This is a genomic window from Picosynechococcus sp. NKBG042902 (assembly GCF_963864045.1).
GTDB lineage: Bacteria > Cyanobacteriota > Cyanobacteriia > Cyanobacteriales > MRBY01 > MRBY01.
This window is the reverse complement of record NZ_CAWLTV010000076.1, coordinates 147,025-168,128: the sequence shown is the minus strand read 5'-3', so window position 1 is coordinate 168,128 and position 21,104 is coordinate 147,025. Positions and strand designations below refer to the sequence as shown.

The following is a 21,104-nucleotide window of genomic DNA, read 5'->3' as shown; positions in this document are numbered from 1 at the left end:
CCGGGGCTAAATTCGAGGGCAGAAAAGTTTGCTACCATTTTATTCACTCAAAACAAGCGCAAATCGATAAAAATCAATGGGCATTACACCGCAGGAATACCAACAGCGTCGCCAAGCATTCATGGCCGAAATTGGCCAGGGAACCGCCATCCTACGCAGTGCGCCCCACGCGGTGATGCATAACGATGTGGAATATAATTTCCGCCAAGATAGCGATTTTTATTATTTAACGGGTTTCAATGAGCCCAATGCGGTGGCTGTGTTCGCTCCCCACCACCCAGAACATCAATTTATTCTGTTTGTACAACCAAAGGATTTGGCCCAGGAAATTTGGGTCGGCTACCGGGCCGGAGTCGAAGGGGCCAAGGAAAAATTTGGCGCGGACATCACCTACTCAATTCAAGAATTAGACGAAAAACTGCCGGAATACCTCAAGGGCGGCGATCGCCTTTTTTATCATCTGGGCCGGGACGAAAAATTCAACCAAACCATCCTGCAACACTACCAACGCCTCCTGGCAACCCGCTCAAAGCGCGGTACAGGCCCCACGGCCCTTGAAGATCCGGGGCAAATTTTACATCAGATGCGCATGGTCAAAAGCCCAGCGGAACTAGACCTAATGCGTCGGGCCACAGCCATTTCTGCCAAAGCTCACCTCTGGGCACTGGAATATGCGAGACCTGGACTCTACGAATACCAAGTTCAAGCCGAAATCGAACACCTTTTCCGCCTCGAAGGGGCTGCCGGCTTTGCCTATCCTTCCATTGTTGCTGGGGGCGCCAATGCCTGTATTTTGCACTACGTTGAAAATAGCGCCCAACTCCAGGACAACGAATTACTTTTGATCGATGCGGGCGCTTGCTATGACTACTACAACGGCGACATTACTCGCACCTTCCCCATTGGTGGCCGATTTACCCCGGAACAAAAAACCCTCTACGAAATTGTCCTCGAAGCACAAAAACAAGCCATTGCAGCCGTCCAACCCGGACATTCCTACCAAAGCTCCCATGCCGCTGCCGTGCGGGTCATCACCCAGGGGTTATTGGATTTGGGATTACTCCGGGGCGATCTCGAAGAATTGATCGAAGGGGAGAAATATAAGCCTTTCTTTATGCATGGCACGGGCCACTGGTTGGGGTTAGATGTCCATGACGCAGGGATCTACAAAATTGGCCCGGAAAAGGATGCTTGGACGAATTTTGCGGCGGGCAATATTGTCACCGTTGAACCGGGTATTTACATTTCCCCCTACATTGAACCGGCCGAAGGTCAGCCAGAAATTCCCGACCACTGGAAGGGCATTGGCATTCGTATCGAGGACGATGTGCTGGTTACAGAAACGGGCCATGAGGTTTTGACAGCGGCTGTCCCCAAGGAAATTAAAGATCTAGAGCGCTAGGGAGGCATTTTTGAGATGCAGCGTGATTTACTCAGCTTTGGGCTATTTTTTCTGGGTCTAACGGTCTATCTATTTTGGTCGGCGAAAACGGAAATGGGCACTAAAATCGGTCAGAAAATAAAAGGCGATCGCCGCTAATGGGCCTTGAGGCGTTACGGCCATGGTTGCCACGACCCAGGAATCGTAACAAATTTCTGGTTAAGCCTTGATCTTGCCAAAATTCCAGAATAAAGTAGCCCAAGGGTTGTACAGACTTGACACATCCATGGCGATTTTCTGTCTGTGCCCTGCAACCTTCCAGCCTAGAGAAATTGACTATGGAACTCGAATATCCAGATGACCTCCGCTATTTAGATAGCCACGAATATATTCGCCTCGATGGGGAAATTGCCACCATTGGCTTGAGTGCCCATGCCATCGATGAATTGGGGGATATTGTGTTCCTAGAGTTACCAGAGGAAGGGGATGCAATTGTTGTGGGCGAAACCTTTGGCAGCATTGAATCAGTCAAAGCCGTCGAGGATCTTTACGCGCCGATTTCTGGCACTGTCATTGACCGTAATGAGACGTTAATCCAATCCCCAGAGATGGTTTCCGAAGACCCCTACGAAGAAGGGTGGTTTATCAAAGTGCGGGTCGATAACCTCGACGATGAAATGCTCGCCGAAACGATGACCGCCGAAGAATACCGGCTTCAGGTGGCAGGCGAAGAATAGGATTGGGTGGCAGCTTGGGTTTGGGGCTTTTGGGTCTGGGCCGATTTCGCCAGATAAATTCCCCCAAGCACCCCGCAAAAGGCGATCGCATTGGTCGGCGTTAACGTCTCACCCAAGAGGCCCCAGGCAAACACCGCCGTAATAATTGGCTCCAAAAGGAGAAAAATCGCCACAAAGCCAGACGAAAAGGTTTTGAGACTATAGACTACTAGCCCCTGGCCAAAACACTGACACAGAATTGCTAAACCAATGGCGGCTCCCCATACCGATAGCGATTGAGGAAACAGGTGGTCTTCGGTGAGCCACACAAAAGGCAACAGCAACAGACAACCGAAACCGCAGCGCCAGAGCAAAATTTGGCTTGCCCCCAGGCGATCGCGCAGGTTTTCTACCAAAAGCAAATTCACGCCATAACAAAGGGCTGACAGCAGAGCCAGCAGATCCCCGGTCAAATGCTGCCAGGCCAACTGGAAATCCGTCACCCCAATGGCGATCGCCCCCCCCATAGCGACCACCAGACCCCAGAGAAAGCGTCGGTCAAAACTTTGGCGTAACCATAACCAAGCCCCCAGGGTCGTGAACAGTGGCGTCAAATTGCGTAAAACCGTTGAATTCGCCACACTCGTCTCGGCGAGGGAGAGCGCCCACAGCACCACAGAACTCGAAGAAACCGCCCCCACCAAAAGCAACAAAGCATAATCTTTGCCGGTGATCCGTGGGGCGATCGCCGTAACATTGCGATCATCTGCCCTGGGTTTCAACAGCTCCCACAAGCCCAAAACCACTGTCGCCAACCACAACCGATTAAAAACCGTGGCCCCGGCCCCTAGCTCCGTACCACACCAACGGATAAAAATCGCCGCAAATGATACTGCCAGCAACGCCAAAATGAGCAAAAATAAAGTCCATTGCAAGGGCGACTGGGTTGATGAATCAGGGGAAACTGGGTCATGGGGAGTCGCCGCATCGGTGGTCAGAGAGTCTTGGGGAACAGGGGAAGGAGAGATCACAGCAAAATCACGTTGAAAATCTAAAAAATTGAATTAAATATTTAACCTTAACCAAATCTACAGTAGAAAACGATCAGTCCTCCCTTTGTCTGGGAAATGCAGCCAATCATCGGCAGACCCCTCACCCAGCGAAAAGCAGCGATTCGCCCTAAGAAAATCCCAGAAAGTTGCTATCAAAATGAGAATTAAGTTAAATTTAGTTAAGACATCGTCATAAAAATGCCAATTTATAGGCAAAGCCCCTAAGCAACGCTTTCTTTTTATATTGCTAACAAGCGCGGAAACCTTTGCTTCGTGGTGCGCCCCTAGGGATTGCAAAGATGAGTGGCCTAGCGCTACTTCTTGCCGCATCCATTTATTGAATCAAACATAACAAAGATTAACCCATGAAACCATCTTGGAAAACCGTTGTCCTCTGGGCACTTCCCCTACTCGTGATCGGCTTTTTTGTCTGGCAGGGAGCCTTTTCGGCAAATCCCTCCAACCTCGTTGGTAATAGCGCCAACATCCGCATGAGCTATGGCCGCTTCCTTGAGTATTTAGATGCTGGCCGGGTAACAAGTGTTGATCTCTACGAAGGGGGCCGCACAGCGATCATCGAAGCGGTTGACCCAGAACTCGATAACCGTGTGCAACAAATCCGGGTTGATTTACCGGGCAATTCTCCTGAGCTGATTAGTAAGCTCCGGGACGCCAAGGTAGATTTCGATTCTCACCCTGTCAGCAACAATGGCGCTGTATGGGGCATTCTCGGCAATCTGATCTTCCCAATCCTGTTGATCTCGGCGCTATTCTTCCTCTTCCGTCGCTCCAGTAATATGCCCGGTGGCCCTGGCCAAGCGATGAACTTCGGCAAGTCTAAAGCTAAGTTCATGATGGAAGCCCAAACAGGCATCATGTTCGATGACGTTGCTGGCATCGAAGAAGCAAAAGAAGAACTTCAAGAAGTTGTCACCTTCCTGAAACAGCCGGAAAAATTTACGGCAGTGGGGGCGCGAATTCCCAAAGGGGTACTGCTTGTGGGGCCTCCTGGAACGGGTAAAACTCTCCTCGCCAAGGCGATCGCCGGTGAAGCGGGCGTACCTTTCTTCAGTATTTCTGGTTCTGAGTTTGTGGAAATGTTCGTTGGGGTCGGTGCATCCCGTGTCCGTGACCTCTTCAAAAAAGCCAAAGAAAACGCGCCTTGCTTAATCTTTATCGATGAAATTGACGCTGTAGGTCGCCAACGGGGTGCAGGTATCGGTGGCGGTAACGACGAGCGGGAACAAACCCTGAACCAGCTTTTAACGGAAATGGATGGTTTCGAGGGTAATACTGGCATCATCATCATTGCCGCAACCAACCGTCCCGACGTGCTAGATTCCGCGTTAATGCGTCCGGGCCGCTTTGACCGTCAGGTGACTGTAGATACCCCCGACATCAAAGGTCGTCTGAGCATCCTCGAAGTCCATGCTCGCAACAAAAAACTCGCCGATGAAATCTCTCTCGATGTCATCGCCCGCCGGACGCCTGGTTTTAGTGGCGCTGATCTCGCTAACCTTTTGAACGAAGCGGCAATTCTCACAGCCCGTCGCCGCAAAGAAGCAATCACCATGGCGGAAATTGATGACGCTGTAGACCGAGTGATCGCTGGGATGGAAGGGACACCCCTCGTTGACAGCAAGAGTAAGCGTCTGATTGCCTACCATGAAGTGGGCCATGCGATTGTCGGCACCCTACTCAAGGATCACGATCCGGTGCAGAAAGTAACATTGATTCCCCGTGGTCAAGCCCAAGGTTTAACCTGGTTCACCCCTAACGAGGAACAGGGTTTAACGACGAAAGCACAACTGATGGCCCGCATTGCTGGTGCCCTTGGGGGCCGGGCCGCCGAAGAAGAAATCTTTGGCCATGATGAAGTGACTACCGGCGCTGGGGGTGATCTCCAACAGGTCAGCGGTATGGCGCGCCAAATGGTGACCCGCTTTGGGATGAGTGATCTTGGCCCGTTGTCTCTAGAAAGCCAACAGGGTGAAGTTTTCCTCGGTGGTGGCTTTATGAACCGCTCGGAATATTCTGAAGAAGTTGCTTCGCGCATTGATGAGCAAATTCGGATTATCGCCGAAGAAGCCCACCGCCTCGCCCGCAAACTGGTGCGTGATAACCGGGAAGTCATTGATCGTCTCGTAGATCTGCTGATCGAACGAGAAACTATCGATGGAGAAGAGTTCCGACAGATTGTGGCCGAATACACAACCGTTCCCGAAAAGGAGCAGTTTGTTCCACAACTCTAAACTCATAATTTGAGATTAATCTAAGGATCAGGGGGAGCCAGTCACTGACTTGTTCCTTCTTTTCTTGGGGCAACTTTTTGGGGCGATCGCCCTTTCCTTTATAATGAGTGGCAATGTTTTTATTAGGACTACATCAGATGGCTGCCATTATTCCTTTTGCGGGTTATATCGTCGTTTTCACTGGTATTGCCCTTGCTGGCTTCCTTGGTCTACGGGCCGCAAACATTATCTAGGGAATTGATTTTTAGCGCGATATTTCGTTAGAAACTCATTCTAAAAAACTGCCCCAGGAGAAATCATTGACATGAAAAATCCGAGGCAGTTTTTTGTTGCTTATTCAGTTAAAAACGAATGCTATGGTTAAGCAGAAAAAATTCAAAAATGAGTCCCTTTGATTACGATAAAACCTAGTTAAGATGGTGCTTTGCTTCGTCGGCCACTGCCACTTGTTCATCCTGGGCTAGGGTTTCTAAGAAGGGCTTAACTTCTTCACCCCCCAGCCGTCCTAGGGATTGGGCCAAACGGTAGCGCACTTGCCAATCGGGATCGGTAATAAAGGGAGTTAATAGCTCAATGGCACGGCGATCGCCTAGATCTCCGAGGGCACTGATCGCGCTGGTGCGTACTAACTCTGTTTCTGATTTGAGGGCTTCTTTGAGTAAATCGAAGGCATTAGGATTGCCCAATTCACCGAGGGCTGCCACGATGCTGAATTGCAACAACCACTCCGAGGTGGAATGGTACACCTGGGCCAAATCATCATAGGCTTCGGCAATTTTTAAGCCGGCGATCGCATCGGCTGCTGCTGCCTTGACATCCAATTCCGAATCGTTAAAAAGGGCATGGCGGAGTAGTGCTAAAGCCTCTGTTTCAAAGCCTTGGCCCACCGCATCCATTTGACTGACCGCCGCATAACGTACCCGTGCTTCGGGATCACTCAGGAGGGGCTGAATCAGGGGAAACGCATCCTGGGACGAAAAAGCCCGGAGCTGATTTAAGCCGGAAATGCGATCGCCAAAGCTATCGGAAGAAAGCAATTGTCGGACGGATTCGAGGGAAGCCATGAAGATGTTTTACCAAATGAAATAATGGAATTTAAGAGGCCTGGGCCATTGCTCGAATAATATCACCTTGGGTAATGATCCCAATGACTTTTTCGCTGTCTGGGGCAATGACGGGTAAACGACCCACGTGTTTCTCGTGCATTAAGTGGGCCGCTTCCCGGACAATTTTTTCGGGGTGGATCGTGTAAACTTTTTTGCTCATGACTTCCCCCACCGTTTGGCCGAGGGCCTTGTGAATCTCAGCGTCGTGCTTAGCGGGATTTTGCAAATAAATCACACTATCCAACAACATGATGTAGGGGGGCGTATCTACCCCTGTTTCTTGCCAGGTGAGGTCACTGTCCGAGATGATCCCCACCAATTTACCCTGACCATCAACAACGGGAAGGGCGCTAATTTTTTTCTCCACAAGGAGGGCGATCGCCGTTTGGAGCGAATCATCTGCTTTGACCACGGCGGGATCGGGGGTCATGACTTCAGCCACGGTTTTGGTAATCATGATGCCAGCTTAGGGGATTTTTAGGATTTTCTGTCTTTATTTTAGGAAAATCTCGCTTTATTGTGGGGTTCTCGTAGTAGATCGTTACTTCGAGGCCGATTCAAGCTGGATAGATTCAGCCATGGCCGCTTCTAAATCGGCAATCAACTGATCCAGGTCGGGGCCATGGGTTTGCCAACAGGTTTCAGGGCTGGGGTCAGCTTGGTAATACACCAGTTTCACCTGCCCGTCACCAATGCAGAGGATAATTACTTCCTGCTCAAAGTCTGCCCCGGCAATGATCCCCAGGATTTCCTGGAGACGCCCCCCCACCCGTCGATTCAAGGTCTGGAGGGTTTCTGGGGAGCAGGGCACAAAATGGGGCTGGGGTTTGAGGTCAATGCCGAGGATCGTGCCGTCGTGGTGCCATTCCTGCTGGAGCCTCCAGGCGAGGGCCGTCAGTTGGGAGCGGTAGTCTTGGACGAACCAATCCACGTGCGATCGCCATTTTTCCCTGGGTTGCGGGCCTTGATTGTCGAAGGAGGAAAACATGAACTCAAACCCAATATCAGTAACTATTAATCGTTGGCAAGGATGACCGTAGCTATTGTAGCCCGAGGACTTCCCCTTGACCTGCGACCACCGTACCCACTTGCCAAGCCGCGATCCCCTGGGCCTTAAACCAAGCAACATTTTCCGCCGCTTTGGGGGCCGGCACAATCACCACATAGCCCACCCCCATGTTGAAGGTGTCCCACATGGCCGCTTGGGGGACATCACCCATGGTTTGCAGCCACTGGAAAAGGGTGGGGATTTCCCAGGTGCTCGGATCAATGGCCATGGACTGATTGGCTTGGAGGCACCGGGGCAGATTTTCGGGGAGACCGCCCCCCGTGATGTGGGCCATACCGTGGATCTCCATGTTGACCTTGAGGGCAGCTTGGATCGCCTGGACATAGACTTGGGTGGGCGTGAGGAAGACTTCACCGAGGGTTTTACCCTGAAATTCTGCGGGCTTGTCGTCCCAGGACAATTGATTCATTTCAATGATTTTCCGCACTAGGGAAAAACCATTGCTGTGGACACCGCTACTGGGTAAGGCGATCGCCACATCGCCGACCTGCACTTGGGAGCCGTCTAAAATTTCGCTCTTTTCAACGATCCCCACACAGAAGCCCGCAAGATCATATTCCCCTGCTTGGTAAAACCCAGGCATCTCCGCTGTTTCGCCCCCCAGAAGCGCACAACCACTCTGCTTACACCCTTCAACAATTCCGGCGACCACCTGGGCCAGTTGTTCAGGTTCGAGCTTGCCCGTTGCTAAATAGTCGAGGAAAAAGAGCGGTTCGGCCCCAGAGGTGAGGATATCGTTGACACACATTGCCACCAAATCAATGCCGACGGTGTGGTGCTGATCGGTCTGGTGGGCGATTTTGAGCTTTGTTCCCACCCCATCCGTACCGGAAATTAGCACCGGTTGACGATAGCCAGCGGGAATTTCAAAGCAGCCACCAAACCCACCGAGGCCACCCAGTACCCCCGGTCGGTATGTGCTTTCGACGTTATCCTTGATGGTTTTGACGAAGGAACGCCCTGCTTCGATATCTACTCCTGCTTGTTGGTAGTCCATGCGATAAAAATTCTTTATGAATTGGTCAAGGGAAATTGTCGAGTCTGACAAAACTCGAAAAGCAGATTTTACCGTGCTTTAACTTTATTCGTTGCCATTTATTTTGACCTGAAACCCCATTTTCGACTCTGTGTATACGGATGTGAAGCCGAAAAAGCCTGTGTTACTGTATGTCGGCTTAAGAAATGTAACGTGATCACAACGTTCTGACTTAGGTGTGGGTAAGCGCATTTTTTGGATGCAACGGCCCCTTTGACCAAAGGAAACCCTCTACTGTCAATTGTTTTTGGTGAGGCATGGTTTTCGGCGGTAGTTGAATTCAATTTTTTTTCATGACCTTAAAACGTAAACATTTGCTCGCTTTGTCTGCTGTTTTTACGACCTTTGCTCCCTTGAGCTTGACCGCAGCACCAACCCTAGCAAATACGGATACGTCTCCTCGTGTTCTGGCCCGTACTCAAGTGACCGCTGCGGCAGAACGTTTAGAACCAATTGCGACGTTGTTTTCCTATCCCCACGAAGAACGGACTGCTACCACCCTCTACGTCAACCAACTCCCCGTTCTCACGTTTCTCAATTCTGGTGATGCCGCTGATGATGAGGCCCAGGCGATCGCCCAAAAAGTTTCCCAAGAATTAAATACCCTCGTTGCCCAAGCGGACTTTGATGCCACGAAATTTTCTGCAAGTTGGCAGGCCGCAGGCAAATATGACTTGCTCTATGACAATGCACCCTTGATCACCCTAGATGATTCGGTTTTCCTCGCGGATCGGACAGGCAATGAGACCCAGGATGCTCTGATTGCGGTGAATCGCTTCCGGCGGATCCTCGGTGGTGCTGAACCCATGGCGGCGATCGCCAATGCCCCTAAAGCGAAAAATGTGGCGGGTGCTGGCCTGAAGGTACAACGCACCATGCAAGGCCGGGCCTCTTGGTATGGGCCGGGATTCCATGGCCGACGCACGGCGAGCGGTGAACCGTTTAATCAATATGCGATGACTGCCGCCCACAAAAGCCTACCCTTTGGCACAAAGGTGCGGGTGACGAATGTCCGCAATGGTCGCTCTGTGGTGGTGCGCATCAATGACCGTGGCCCCTTCACCCCTGGTCGCATTATCGATTTGTCCAAGGGTTCGGCCCAGCAGATTGGGTTAGTCAGTGCTGGCGTGGCTACGGTAAAGTTAGAGGTTCTGAACTAACGTCTCCATCCCCTAGCCGATGAAAGTTGTACGCACCCTTGCTGGATTACAAACGGCGATCGCCCAGGTTGCCCCGAGGCAAAAAATTGGTTTTGTCCCCACGATGGGGGCGCTCCACCGAGGCCATGGCAGTTTAATCCAACGGGCAAGGGTAGAAACAGACTTTGTGGTGGTGAGTATCTTCGTTAATCCTCTGCAGTTTGGGGCCAACGAAGATCTTGACCACTATCCCCGGCAATGGGAAGGCGATCGCCAATTTTGTGACGACTTGGGGGTAGACCTCATCTTTGCCCCCACAGTAGCCGAAATGTATCCGGGGCCAGAGCCAGTGCAGATCTTGCCTCCCCAATCAATGACGACTGGGCTTTGTGGTCGCTTTCGTCCAGGCCATTTTACGGGGATGGCGACGGTGGTGGTGAAACTGTTGCAATTGGTACGGCCAGCGATCGCCTATTTCGGTGAAAAGGACGCCCAACAACTGGCGATTATTAAACGACTGGTGCAAGATTTGCATCTACCCGTCACTGTCCGGGGTTGTCCCATTGTCCGGGAGCCATCGGGGTTAGCGCTCAGTTCCCGCAATCAATATTTATCTACTGCCGAAAAAGCCGAAGCGATCGCCCTTTCCCAAGCCCTCCAAACTGCCCAATCGCTATTTCAAACGGGGGAACGGCATGCAGGTCGGCTCATTGCAGCAGCCAAAGAAACCCTGGCTAAATTTCCGGGGGTACAACTGCAATATTTAGAATTAGTCGATCCAGAAACCCTGATGCCCCTGCCCCAGGTGCAAAAATCTGGTTTACTGGCGATCGCCGCCTATGTCGGTCAAACCCGTTTGATTGATAACACCATGCTAAAAACCCGTCAGCCGATTATTGCCATTGATGGCCCCGCCGGAGCCGGTAAATCTACCGTTACCCGCCAAGTGGCCGAGCAGCTCAAGCTTCTCTTTCTAGATACCGGGGCAATGTACCGGGCGATCACCTATCTCGTTTTAGAAAATAATATTGATCCCCAGGATGAAGTTGCCGTTGCTGAACTCGTCAGTACCGCCACCATTGAACTGATTCCCCCCAAAGAGCCCCACGAGCCGATCACCGTCCTCGCCAACAATCTGGAGGTGACCGAGGCAATCCGCACGCCTGCCGTGACTAAACAGGTATCTGTCATTGCTGCCCAAGCCGCCGTCCGCCAAGCCCTAGTGAAGCAGCAGCAACGCCTCGGTGAAAATGGGGGCCTCGTGGCAGAGGGGCGCGATATTGGTACCCATGTGTTTCCCGATGCCGAACTCAAGATTTTCTTAACTGCTACCCCCGCCGAACGGGCCAGACGCCGCGCCAAGGATCTCGTTGCCCAGGGAGAAACCAACATTGACCTAGGACAACTAGAGGCAGAAATCACCGAGCGCGATCGCCTTGATAGTACCCGCGCCATTGCTCCTTTGACCAAGGCTCCCGACGCGGTGGAATTAATTACCGATAACCTCAGCATTGAGGCGGTGGTCGCTAAAATTATTCATTTATATAAAGGTATAAATCAGGCCTAAATATTATTCGGGTGAAGCGGCGTTGGCGATCGCCCATTCCACCTGTCGTAAAATCCCCCGTAACATCGCCACCTCGCGGCTACTGGGGCTGGCACGGTGGTACAAATCACGAAACGTTTCCATCCGTGAGGCACTGGTGTGGGGATACAAAAAACCCACCTGCAACAACACCCGCTCTAGGTGCTGGTAATAGCCCTCTAATTCACTGAGATCGGCTAAATCCGGGGCTGCTGTGGTTATTTTTCTTGGGACAAAAGTGGGTTTTTCGGTGGCTAAACTGCGCAATTCGTAGCCACAAACAGCGACCGCCTGGGCCAAATTCAAGGATGCATATGCATCCCCCGTGGGAATGCAGACCAGCCTTTGAGCTTGGTTTAATTCGCTATTACTCAAGCCATGGTCTTCCCGGCCAAAAATTAGCGCACTGGGTTGATCGTCTTCTAAAAACCAGGGCAAAGCTGCCTTGGGGGTTTCCACAGGCATCGGTAAACTGCGCTGGAGTCCAGTGGTGGCGATCGCCTTTTTGCAACCCGTTAATGCCGTTGTTAAATCAGGAACAACCACCGCCTGTTCTAAAAATTCCCGCCCATGGACGGCCATCAGGTAGGCATCCTGGCCCAAATGGTTACAATGGGGATTCACTAAGAACAATTGCCCTAGGCCCATATTTTTCATCACCCGGGCAATGGAGCCAAGATTTAGCGCTCCTGCGGGTTCTACAACCACAATCCGAATATGTGTCAAACTCGCCAAGGTATTTTCTCCATCGCCGTGCAACTTCCCATTGTGCCGTGGGTGCGACCCCAAAAAAACCCTGGCGATCGCCAAATCTCATTCTGATTCCATCGGCTCAATATTTGGGTCATGGTTACCTCACCCATTGGCGATCGCCCCCCAAGATCCTTTTAAGTTGACCGCAAGATAATTTACAATCTGTAATGTTGCCATCGTGCCCCGCAAGGATTTTAATATTCTTTGCTGTAGCAAAATATTCAGTTTTCCCAAGACTGGAGCGGCAGCTTATACGAACCAAGCGCGTGACACTTACAATACAAATTAGTCCCTTAACGACTCACCATAAACCACATCGGTTTTAGATTGGCTCAAACAAGACCGAGACGTTTTCAGTTGTACGTCTAATTGCACCGAGTGATCACCCTAGTAAAAATAGTAGTACTTAAATTTTATCGAGCGAACATAAACCTATGAAAGACCTGACCAAATATCGTAATATCGGTATCTTCGCTCACGTCGATGCGGGTAAAACCACCACCACCGAACGTATCCTGAAGTTAACCGGAAAAATCCACAAATTAGGTGAAGTGCACGACGGTGCAGCCACCACTGACTTCATGGAGCAGGAGCAGGAGCGCGGGATTACCATTCAATCCGCTGCCACAAGCTGTTTCTGGAAAGATCACCAGCTCAATATTATCGATACTCCCGGTCACGTCGATTTCACCATTGAAGTTTATCGCTCCCTAAAAGTACTTGACGGTGGTGTCGGTGTATTTTGTGGTTCCGGTGGTGTAGAACCCCAATCCGAAACTAACTGGCGTTATGCCAACGACTCCAAAGTTGCGCGGTTGATCTACGTCAACAAATTAGACCGGATCGGTGCTAACTTCTACAACGTTGTGAAGCAGGTAGAAAATATCCTGGCGGCAACCCCCCTGGTAATGACCCTGCCGATCGGTACAGAGAGTGAATTTAAGGGCGTTGTTGATCTGCTTACCGAAAAAGCTTGGATTTGGGACGAATCTGGCGATCCGATGAACTACGAGATCACCGATGTCCCCGAAGACATGAAAGATCAAGTAGCAGAATACCGCGAAGCCCTCGTCGAACTCGCTGTCGAACAAGACGACGAGATCATGGAAAAATACCTCGAAGGCGAAGAAGTCAGCATTGACGAAATCAAGGCTTGTATCCGGAAAGGAACCCGTGAACTGGCTTTCTTCCCCACCTACTGTGGTTCTTCCTTCAAGAACAAAGGGGTACAACTGGTTCTCGATGCGGTTGTGGACTATCTCCCCAACCCGATGGAAGTCAATCCCCAGCCGGAAACGGATATCGAGGGTAACGAAACAGGCAACTTTGCCATTGTTGACCCCGAAAAGCCCCTCCGTGCTTTGGCCTTCAAGATTATGGATGACCGTTTTGGGGCCTTGACCTTTACCCGGATTTACTCTGGGATGCTCAAAAAGGGTGACACTGTTCTCAACACGGCCACGGGCAAAACCGAGCGCATCGGGCGGATGGTAGAAATGCACGCCAACTCCCGTGAGGAAATCGATGAAGCCCAAGCGGGTGACATCATCGCCATCGTCGGGATGAAGAACGTCCAAACGGGTCACACCCTTTGCGATAAGGACAATCCGGCAACCCTCGAACCGATGGTCTTCCCCGACCCGGTAATCTCCATTGCGATCGCCCCCAAAACTAAAGGCGGGAACGAGAAAATGGGGGTTGCCCTCAGCAAGATGGTGCAAGAGGATCCCTCTTTCCAAGTGGAAACCGACCAAGAGAGCGGTGAAACCATTATTAAAGGGATGGGCGAACTTCACCTCGATATTAAAGTAGACATCCTCAAGCGTACCTACGGCGTGGAAGTAGAAGTGGGTAAACCCCAGGTTGCCTACCGTGAATCGATCACCAAGGTCATCAACGACAGCTATACCCACAAGAAACAGTCTGGTGGTTCTGGTCAGTTCGGAAAAATCGACTACACCATCGAACCCGGTGAATCCGGTAGCGGCTTCCAGTTCGAGTCCAAGGTCACTGGTGGTAATGTGCCCCGTGAATTTTGGCCCGCTGTTCAAAAAGGTTTCGAGCAATCCATCGAGAAGGGTGTACTGGCTGGCTTCCCCTGTGTTGACCTGAAGGTAACTTTGACGGATGGTGGTTTCCACCCGGTTGACTCTTCGGCGATCGCCTTTGAAATCGCCGCCAAGAGTGGCTACCGTCAAACCCTACCCAAGGCTGGCCCCCAAATCCTCGAACCGATCATGAAGGTGGATGTCTTTACCCCCGATGATTACGTTGGGGATGTGATCGGTGACCTCAACCGTCGTCGCGGCATGATCGAAGGTCAAGAGTCCGGTGCCACTGGGATCCGCATCAAAGCCAAAGTGCCCCTCAGTGAAATGTTCGGTTACATCGGCGATCTGCGTACCATGACCTCTGGCCGTGGTCAGTTCTCCATGGAGTTCTCTCACTATGATCCTTGTCCGAAGAATGTTGCGGATGAAGTGATCAAAGAAGCTAAAGAACGGGCGGAAGCAAATAGCTAACCCTTAAACGACGCTCTCCCACCGGGCGAGATTAGAACCAAAAAGCCGATTGGTGAAAATGCCAGTCGGTTTTTTCTTTGGTCGCCATCAACCCATTAAAAAACTCTCCACTGAAACCCGGAGAGTTCTTTGATCAAACCTGTCAGTATCGCTGCTTAAATGCTTTGGGCCAAGACCGCCACACCAGCGACCACCATCATCACCCCGGCAATGCGGAAAAATTGAATCTGTTGACGACGCAAGGCCAGAAAAGCCGTTCCCATGCCGATGAGGTGTAGGCTCGCAGTCCCCGCCAGGAAACCGAGGGCATATTGAAGACCTTGGGCATTGGCAGGCATTTCAGCGCCGTGGGCATAGCCATGAAAAACGGCCAGCGCCCCAATAATGAGACTACTCCACAGCAACGGCAGACGGGTGCCAAAGAAAACAAAACAACCTAACAGTAGATCGGAAAAGATAATGCCAACCTCGATCCCTGGTACGGTCATGCCGACCATGCCGAGCAAACCGCCCACCAACATCAGTCCCAGAAAACTCAGGGGGAGTAAAAAACGCCCTTGCTTTTCTTCGACTTGAACGGCCCAAATTCCCACCGCTAACATGGCAACGAGGTGATCGAGGCCCCCAAGGGGATGTTGAAAGCCATGCCAAAAGCCAGCGGTTTCGTGGCCGCCAACGTGGGCGATCGCCACCGATGGCAGAAAAACGCAAAGCATCGCCCCAAGAAATAACAAACCGTGCCGAATGTGACGCTGACCCATGGTGTCGCTCCTTTGAAACATTCCAATTTTAGTGAACAATCCCATGGGTAATATCGCTTTGGTGATGAGTCTTAAAGATTCGCTTTATTCGGTAAAACTGCAAAATATAAAATATTAAGCCTTTGGGCGATCGCCCCAGAAAAGGGCTACAACTACGAAAAGAGATGAGGCCCAAGCTGCTTGTGTTGCTGCGTGACTGGCTCCTGAAAATTTGGCGACGATCGCCCCTCCCCCTAAAAATGATCGCTGTCCTGGGGGCGATCGCCTTGGTGGTGCGTTTAACGCCCTTCCTGATGCCCTTGCAAGCAGCGGATATTGCCCAAACCGACCAAGCCTTTCGCTTTTATGACCGCAATGGTTTGTTCTTGGGGACAGTCCTCAGCGCCGACCAAGAAAATACCTCTGTTGTTAGCCTCGATGAAATTTCGCCCTATTTTCAGCAGGCGATTATTGCGGCGGAGGATGGTGATTTTTACCACCATGGCCCCCTGGATCTCCAGGCGATCGCCAGGGCCACTTACCAAGCCATCAAACATCAAAAAATTGTCAGCGGGGCCTCGACGATTACGATGCAGCTTGCCCGGATGTTAGGCGATCGTCCCCGGACTTTGAACGCGAAACTCCAGGAAATTTGGGTCGCCTGGCGTTTAGGGGCGGGCATGAATCGCCAAGAAATTCTCACCGCTTATATCAACCGTTTACCCATGGGGGGCAATATCTACGGCGTTGAAGCGGCAGCCCAGATTTATTTTGGCGTGGCGGCGGCAGATCTTAATTTGGCCCAGGCGACCCTCCTCGCAGCCATTCCCAACAGTCCCACCTATCTCAACCCCTACCACTATTGGGACAATCTCAAACAACGGCAACGGTACGTGTTGGAGCGCCTCGTCGCTGAGGGTGAACTTTCTCCAGAACAGGCGGATCGGATTTTTCAGGAAGCCGTTACCCTGCAACCGCGTCACCAGGGCATTCTCAGTGCGCCCCATTTTGTTTTTTGGTTAACAGACCAGTTGGACACCAGCCAAAACCCCGTGATTCGCACCACCTTAGATAAAAATCTCCAGGATTTTGTTGCGGCACAGGTGCGCCAGAGCGTTTTAAATTTAAACCAACATCATGTCCACCAAGGGGCGGCGATCGCCATTGAGAATCAAACCGGCGAAATCTTGGCCTATGTGGGTTCTACGGATTACTTTACGCCCCAAGGCGAAACCGATGGGGTACAAGCCCTCCGGCAACCAGGCTCCACCCTCAAGCCTTTCCTCTATCAATTGGCCCTAGAAAACCGCACCATTCGCCCCAATACGATTTTGGCGGATATTCCCACCTACTATGCCATTCCCGACGCCAAACTCTATGAACCCACGGACTACGATGAAAAATTTTTAGGCCCGGTGCGGGTGCGTCTCGCTTTGGGAAATTCCCTCAATATTCCGGCGGTGCGGGTTTTAGAAAAAGTGGGCGTTGAGGCATTTTTACAACGTTTGCACCAATTGGGTTTTCAGCATTTAACCGAAGACCCCGACTACTATGGCTTAGGTCTCACCCTGGGGAGCGGCGAAGTAACCCTGATGGAGTTGGCCAATGCCTACCGTACCCTGGCTAATGACGGCAAAAAAAGTGATTTGGTGAGTCATTTTGTTCATCCGGAATCAGCCACAACATTTCTCAGTGACTCCTCAACTTGGCAACTGATTACCCAGATGTTGAGCGATAAACAGGCCAGGGCGATCGCCTTTGGGGTCGATTCGGCGTTAAATTTACCATTTCCAGCAGCGGTCAAAACAGGGACATCCTCAAATTATCGTGATACCTGGGCGGTGGGGTTTAGCGAAAAATACACTGTTGCTACCTGGATTGGTAACTTCGATGGCACACCCATGCAGCAAGTTTCAGGGGTGGCAGGGGCTGCACCGCTCTGGCGCGAAATTATGTTGCACTTGCACCACCAGCGGGAACCATTGCCATTCCCGGAGCCAGCGGCCATGGTAAAACGTCCTATTTGTGCCCTGTCTGGCAAAAAATCCACGGGCCTTTGTCCAGTCATCGTCCAGGAATATTTTTTCCCAGAAGATCTAGCCGAGTACGAAATGGATTTAGATGATTTTTACCAGGAAATTAACGGCGAGATTCGTCTCGTGTTGCCCCCCGAATATGACCGCTGGCTGGCGACCCAAACGACCTTGGCGATGCCCCAAAGCGGCTTAAAAATTCTGTTTCCCCAAGATGGCGATCGCCTCCTGAGCGACCCCAACAATCCCGGCCAACTGGTAATCCAATTTCAAACCAAGAACCAAGAGCCTGTGCAATGGCGGCTCAATGGCAATCCCTGGCAACCGGACGATCCCCAGAACCCGAAGTTACGCCTGACCCCTGGCCCCCAGACCTTAGAAATTCGTCAAGGCGATCGCCAGGATCAAGTCAACTTTTCCGTAGAAGTAGCCCCGTCCCAAACCACGAAGCGGGGATTTTCAGTGAATTAAATGCTGATGTTCTGTCCCCAAAAAGATTCTAAATCTCTTGTAAGTTGGATGATTTGCTGCAAGTAAGCCCAAAACAAACTAATTTTACTGACTGTGTTGTTTTTTGAAATTGCTTTCAAAGAAAATTAAACAATGATGTCAGTACCTATTTTTTGATCTCTAGCATTTCCCATTGCTGAAAATCAGCGCATATCACCTGAGAAATGCAGCATATCGTTGCCCCAGAGATGGCGTTCAATCATTTTTAAATATAAAAAAGGCTCCAGAAAATAAATCTGTAAGCCTTTGCAGTACCCAAGTTTTGGTGATCTCAACAACCAGCTTGAGCATTTAATGATGTGTGGGAAGAAACATTAGCTTTATTGTAAACAAGCCAGGGGAGGTAAAGGCCATCGTTACAGAATATGCAACTGCTGTCGTCAATCTACAGGCGAGAAAATCAGGTTTTAAACAGAGATTGATTTTACGAAGTGCTTCACTTCTGTCTAAAAATCAGCTCACCAATAGAATATTGCCAGTGACTACAATGGCACTGTCGTTATTTGAATAATCTTAGGAATGGTTAATGTAAAAAAGTAGGTGATTTTTTTCAATCAGGAAACTTGGACAGAAGGGCCTACAAATTCTTGGCTTAATTGGCTTATCCATCTTGGCCGAAGCACAGATCCAAGTCGGATTGGCCCAAAGTCCTGATAATTTGCCAGACGATGAAGCGGCAGAAATTCTCCAGGTTGGCATTGGCGGCACCCCTCCTTTTTTAGTGGAGTCGGTCAACGGTGACTTTCAGGGAATTGTGCCGGATATCTGGGAAACCATTGCCTTTGTAAATGGCTGGGAATATGAGTTGATTTTGCAAACGGAAACACAAGCCGCCCTGGATGCCGTGGCCACCGGGGAATTAGACCTCCTCGTGGGGCCGTTTAGTATTACCGCCGAGCGTTTAGAAGCAGTTGATTTCACCCAGCCTTTTTTCATTTCTGGATTAGGGGTTTTGCTGCCCGAAGAGTCACCCCCCATTTGGGAACGGGTGCGGCCTTTTTTCACGCGCACGGCCCTCTCATCGGTGGGGGTTTTGCTAGTTTGTTTATTTCTAGTGGGTAATGGCATGTGGCTCGTGGAGAGACGCCATAATCCAGAGGAGTTTCCCAACCATTATCTGCGCGGCGTGGGCAATGGGATGTGGTTTGCCCTGGTGACTCTGACGACGGTCGGCTATGGCGATCGCTCGCCCAAAACCCCTTGGGGACGGTTTATCGCCGGAGTTTGGATGTTGATCTCTTTGATTGCGGTTTCTTCTCTAATTGGGGGATTGGCCTCGGCTTTTACCCTTGCCCTCGCTAAATTGCCAGAGGATGCAATCCGTGATCCTGGGGATTTACGCGGCACCCGCATGGCCGTTGTCCAAGGCACACAGGGGAAGCTTTGGCTGCCGAATATCGCGCCAAAGTTGTGCAACGCCCTAGCTTAGAAGCGGCGATCGCCTTAATGGAAGCCGATAAAGCAGACGGTGTAATTTTTGATCGGCCAACCCTAGAGTATTACCTCAGTCAGAATCCTGACGTACCCTTGCGGGTTGCTGACTTTAACCTAAATACCGAAAATCTGGGTTTTGTCCTACCTTACGACAGTCCCCTAGCCCTGCCCCTCGATGTGAGTATCGTGGCCCTCGAAGAAGACGGTACCCTCGTCCGCACTGCCCAAGACTGGCTCCAAGGGGAACTCAATTTAGAATAGACACTAGAGATAATTTGTTACCAACGGAGAAAAACAGCCCCTATGAAAATGCTTCACACCATGATTCGGGTTGGCAATTTAGAAGAATCCCTCAAATTTTATTGTGATGTTCTGGGGATGAAACTCCTGCGCCAAAAGGATTACCCCGGCGGCAAATTCACCCTAGCCTTTGTCGGTTATGGCGACGAGAAAGACAATACCGTGATCGAACTAACCCACAACTGGGACACCGATCGCTATGATCTCGGCAATGGTTTTGGTCACATTGCTCTGGGTGTGGATGATATCTATGGCACCTGCGAAAAAATTCGCGAGCTGGGCGGTAAAATTTCCCGGGAACCCGGCCCCATGAAGCACGGCACCACAGTAATTGCCTTTGTCGAAGATCCCAATGGCTACAAGATCGAATTGATCGAAATGAAAAAGGCCGCCGCTTAGAGCTGATTGATAAAGCCCCCCGGCCCCCAGTCCGGGGGAGATTTTAGGAGGCAGATCAAGAGACTTCTTCGCCTTCAAGAAAACCTTCGTTTATTGGATCTTGCCAATCTGGCGGCCCACAGCTTCGATTTCAGCGTAGTTTTCGTTGCTGGTCTGAATAAACTGGGTCGCCCCAAACAAATCAAGAATTTCTTTGTGGTCAGGATTGTTGGGATCGAGTTGGAGCAAAGCCTGTTGAACTTTATCCCGGAAGCCTTCCCCATAGCGCTCGTCCACGTCGGGGGAAATGACCCAGTGATAGTCGTAGTAGGCGGGCGATCGCCAAATCACGTTCACTCTATTGGTATCTACTTCCCCAGCTTCGACGCGACTGTTCCACACCTGTTCGTTAAGCATTCCCAGGTCATAGGTACCCGCTTCGACCAGTTGAATGGTGGCATCGTGGGAGGCCGAAAAACCCACTTCCCCTTGGAAATCTTCAAGAGAGACTCCGGCTTGTTCTAGGTAGTATTGGGGCATCAGGCGGCCAGAGGTGGAAGATTCACTGCCAAAGGTGAGGGTTTTGCCTTTTACTTGGGTTAAATCGGCGTCATTGGCTAATTCCCCTAGGCCGCTATTCACATTGGCAATCAGTACCGAATGAAATTCGGCGTCAATATCCCGTTGGGCGATCGCCTCGGCCCCAGGGACTTGCAATCTCGCTTGGACACCCGTTAATCCACCAAACCAGACTAAATCTAAATCACCCACCTTAAAGGCTGTGACCGCGGCGAGGTAATCGGTGACGGGTTTATATTCTACGGGGACTCCCAGTTCAGCACTCAGATAATCCGCCAGCAGGCCATAGAGTCGCTGCAATTTTTCAGGATCTTGGTCGGGAATCGCCCCAGTCACCAAGGGTTGCACTGCCGTTGTCGGCGTCTCATTTTCAACGGGACTAACATCCGTAGTCGATGGCGCAGTACAGCCAAAAACACTGAGGGAAAGCAGACAGAGGGCAGACAGGAGCCGTTTTTTCATGGGTAATTTCTCAAGGGAAAGAAAAAGATTTATTCCCAACTTAAGATAGCAATTAAT

General features: G+C 50.9%; 21 protein-coding genes. 13 read left to right on the top strand and 8 right to left on the bottom strand.

The features are described from left to right. Positions 1–76 precede the first annotated feature (76 nt). The 3 genes from AACR41_RS14785 to gcvH all read left to right on the top strand — a co-directional run bounded on the left by AACR41_RS14785 (position 77) and on the right by gcvH (position 2,118). Positions 77–1,402, top strand: a complete 1,326-nt coding sequence (locus AACR41_RS14785) for an aminopeptidase P N-terminal domain-containing protein (protein ID WP_030006128.1) — start codon at positions 77–79, stop codon at positions 1,400–1,402. 15 nt (positions 1,403–1,417) lie between these two features. Then, positions 1,418–1,540 carry a hypothetical protein gene (locus tag AACR41_RS14780; RefSeq protein WP_256376225.1) on the top strand — a complete coding sequence of 41 codons (123 nt, stop codon included), beginning with the start codon at positions 1,418–1,420 and terminating at the stop codon, positions 1,538–1,540. Between the two features lie 179 nt (positions 1,541–1,719). Continuing rightward, positions 1,720–2,118, top strand: a complete 399-nt coding sequence (gene gcvH / locus AACR41_RS14775) for a glycine cleavage system protein GcvH (RefSeq protein WP_030006127.1) — start codon at positions 1,720–1,722, stop codon at positions 2,116–2,118. Here the strand turns inward: gcvH and AACR41_RS14770 are convergent. After that, on the bottom strand, positions 2,097–3,128 hold the full coding sequence (locus AACR41_RS14770; protein ID WP_030006126.1) for a DMT family transporter: 1,032 nt from the start codon (positions 3,126–3,128) through the stop codon (positions 2,097–2,099). The genes gcvH and AACR41_RS14770 overlap by 22 nt on opposite strands. Before the next feature lie 386 nt (positions 3,129–3,514). On the opposite strand from AACR41_RS14770, the gene ftsH2 reads away from it, so the two are divergent. Both ftsH2 and petL read left to right on the top strand, forming a co-directional pair. Continuing rightward, positions 3,515–5,401 (top strand): ATP-dependent zinc metalloprotease FtsH2, encoded by a 1,887-nt coding sequence (gene ftsH2 / locus AACR41_RS14765; RefSeq protein ID WP_030006124.1) that lies wholly within the window; start codon positions 3,515–3,517, stop codon positions 5,399–5,401. A 137-nt stretch (positions 5,402–5,538) separates the two neighbouring features. Next, complete coding sequence (gene petL / locus AACR41_RS14760; RefSeq protein WP_099240448.1) at positions 5,539–5,634, top strand: cytochrome b6-f complex subunit PetL; 96 nt, start codon at positions 5,539–5,541, stop codon at positions 5,632–5,634. 174 nt (positions 5,635–5,808) lie between these two features. Here petL and nblB read toward each other — a convergent pair whose 3' ends face one another. The 4 genes from nblB to purM all read right to left on the bottom strand — a co-directional run bounded on the left by nblB (position 5,809) and on the right by purM (position 8,573). Continuing rightward, the gene (nblB, locus tag AACR41_RS14755; protein ID WP_030006123.1) at positions 5,809–6,465 is read right to left on the bottom strand and encodes a phycobilisome degradation protein NblB; all 657 of its coding nucleotides are present in this window, start codon (positions 6,463–6,465) and stop codon (positions 5,809–5,811) included. Positions 6,466–6,496: 31 nt separating this feature from the next. Continuing rightward, positions 6,497–6,961, bottom strand: a complete 465-nt coding sequence (locus AACR41_RS14750) for a CBS domain-containing protein (protein ID WP_030006122.1) — start codon at positions 6,959–6,961, stop codon at positions 6,497–6,499. 87 nt (positions 6,962–7,048) lie between these two features. Continuing rightward, positions 7,049–7,495, bottom strand: coding sequence for a beta-carboxysome assembly chaperone CcmS (ccmS, locus tag AACR41_RS14745; RefSeq protein ID WP_030006121.1), 447 nt, complete (start codon positions 7,493–7,495; stop codon positions 7,049–7,051). 52 nt (positions 7,496–7,547) lie between these two features. Beyond that, positions 7,548–8,573: a phosphoribosylformylglycinamidine cyclo-ligase gene (purM, locus tag AACR41_RS14740; RefSeq protein WP_030006120.1), complete on the bottom strand. Its 1,026-nt coding sequence runs from the start codon at positions 8,571–8,573 to the stop codon at positions 7,548–7,550. A gap of 332 nt (positions 8,574–8,905) precedes the next feature. Between purM and AACR41_RS14735 the strand changes: the two genes are divergently transcribed. Further along, positions 8,906–9,772 carry a septal ring lytic transglycosylase RlpA family protein gene (locus tag AACR41_RS14735; RefSeq protein ID WP_030006119.1) on the top strand — a complete coding sequence of 289 codons (867 nt, stop codon included), beginning with the start codon at positions 8,906–8,908 and terminating at the stop codon, positions 9,770–9,772. Positions 9,773–9,791: 19 nt separating this feature from the next. Further along, complete coding sequence (locus tag AACR41_RS14730; RefSeq protein ID WP_030006118.1) at positions 9,792–11,318, top strand: bifunctional pantoate--beta-alanine ligase/(d)CMP kinase; 1,527 nt, start codon at positions 9,792–9,794, stop codon at positions 11,316–11,318. Between the two features lie 3 nt (positions 11,319–11,321). Here AACR41_RS14730 and AACR41_RS14725 read toward each other — a convergent pair whose 3' ends face one another. Continuing rightward, on the bottom strand, positions 11,322–12,071 hold the full coding sequence (locus tag AACR41_RS14725) for an RNA methyltransferase (RefSeq protein WP_030006117.1): 750 nt from the start codon (positions 12,069–12,071) through the stop codon (positions 11,322–11,324). 38 nt (positions 12,072–12,109) lie between these two features. Between AACR41_RS14725 and AACR41_RS14720 the strand changes: the two genes are divergently transcribed. Together AACR41_RS14720 and fusA are read left to right on the top strand one after the other, a co-directional pair. Further along, positions 12,110–12,232 (top strand): hypothetical protein, encoded by a 123-nt coding sequence (locus tag AACR41_RS14720; RefSeq protein ID WP_256378151.1) that lies wholly within the window; start codon positions 12,110–12,112, stop codon positions 12,230–12,232. A 291-nt stretch (positions 12,233–12,523) separates the two neighbouring features. Further along, entirely contained in the window at positions 12,524–14,611 is a 2,088-nt protein-coding gene (gene fusA / locus AACR41_RS14715; RefSeq protein ID WP_012305975.1) for an elongation factor G, read from the top strand. 155 nt (positions 14,612–14,766) lie between these two features. Here fusA and AACR41_RS14710 read toward each other — a convergent pair whose 3' ends face one another. Further along, a complete protein-coding gene (locus AACR41_RS14710) occupies positions 14,767–15,372 on the bottom strand; it encodes a HupE/UreJ family protein (protein ID WP_030006116.1) in 606 nt (201 codons plus the stop codon). Positions 15,373–15,536: 164 nt separating this feature from the next. Here AACR41_RS14710 and pbpC point away from each other — a divergent pair, with 164 nt between their 5' ends. From pbpC to gloA, 4 genes are all read left to right on the top strand, one after another. Further along, positions 15,537–17,855, top strand: coding sequence for a penicillin-binding protein 1C (gene pbpC, locus AACR41_RS14705; protein ID WP_084149983.1), 2,319 nt, complete (start codon positions 15,537–15,539; stop codon positions 17,853–17,855). 649 nt (positions 17,856–18,504) lie between these two features. Then, positions 18,505–19,323 (top strand): transporter substrate-binding domain-containing protein, encoded by an 819-nt coding sequence (locus AACR41_RS14700; RefSeq protein ID WP_229364847.1) that lies wholly within the window; start codon positions 18,505–18,507, stop codon positions 19,321–19,323. After that, positions 19,278–19,589, top strand: coding sequence for a transporter substrate-binding domain-containing protein (locus tag AACR41_RS14695; RefSeq protein WP_339367643.1), 312 nt, complete (start codon positions 19,278–19,280; stop codon positions 19,587–19,589). The genes AACR41_RS14700 and AACR41_RS14695 overlap by 46 nt, the downstream gene beginning before the upstream one ends. A gap of 42 nt (positions 19,590–19,631) precedes the next feature. Continuing rightward, positions 19,632–20,027 carry a lactoylglutathione lyase gene (gene gloA / locus AACR41_RS14690; protein ID WP_030006114.1) on the top strand — a complete coding sequence of 132 codons (396 nt, stop codon included), beginning with the start codon at positions 19,632–19,634 and terminating at the stop codon, positions 20,025–20,027. 90 nt (positions 20,028–20,117) lie between these two features. On the opposite strand, the gene AACR41_RS14685 is transcribed toward gloA, so the two are convergent. After that, positions 20,118–21,047, bottom strand: coding sequence for a putative selenate ABC transporter substrate-binding protein (locus AACR41_RS14685; protein ID WP_030006113.1), 930 nt, complete (start codon positions 21,045–21,047; stop codon positions 20,118–20,120). Positions 21,048–21,104 lie beyond the last annotated feature (57 nt).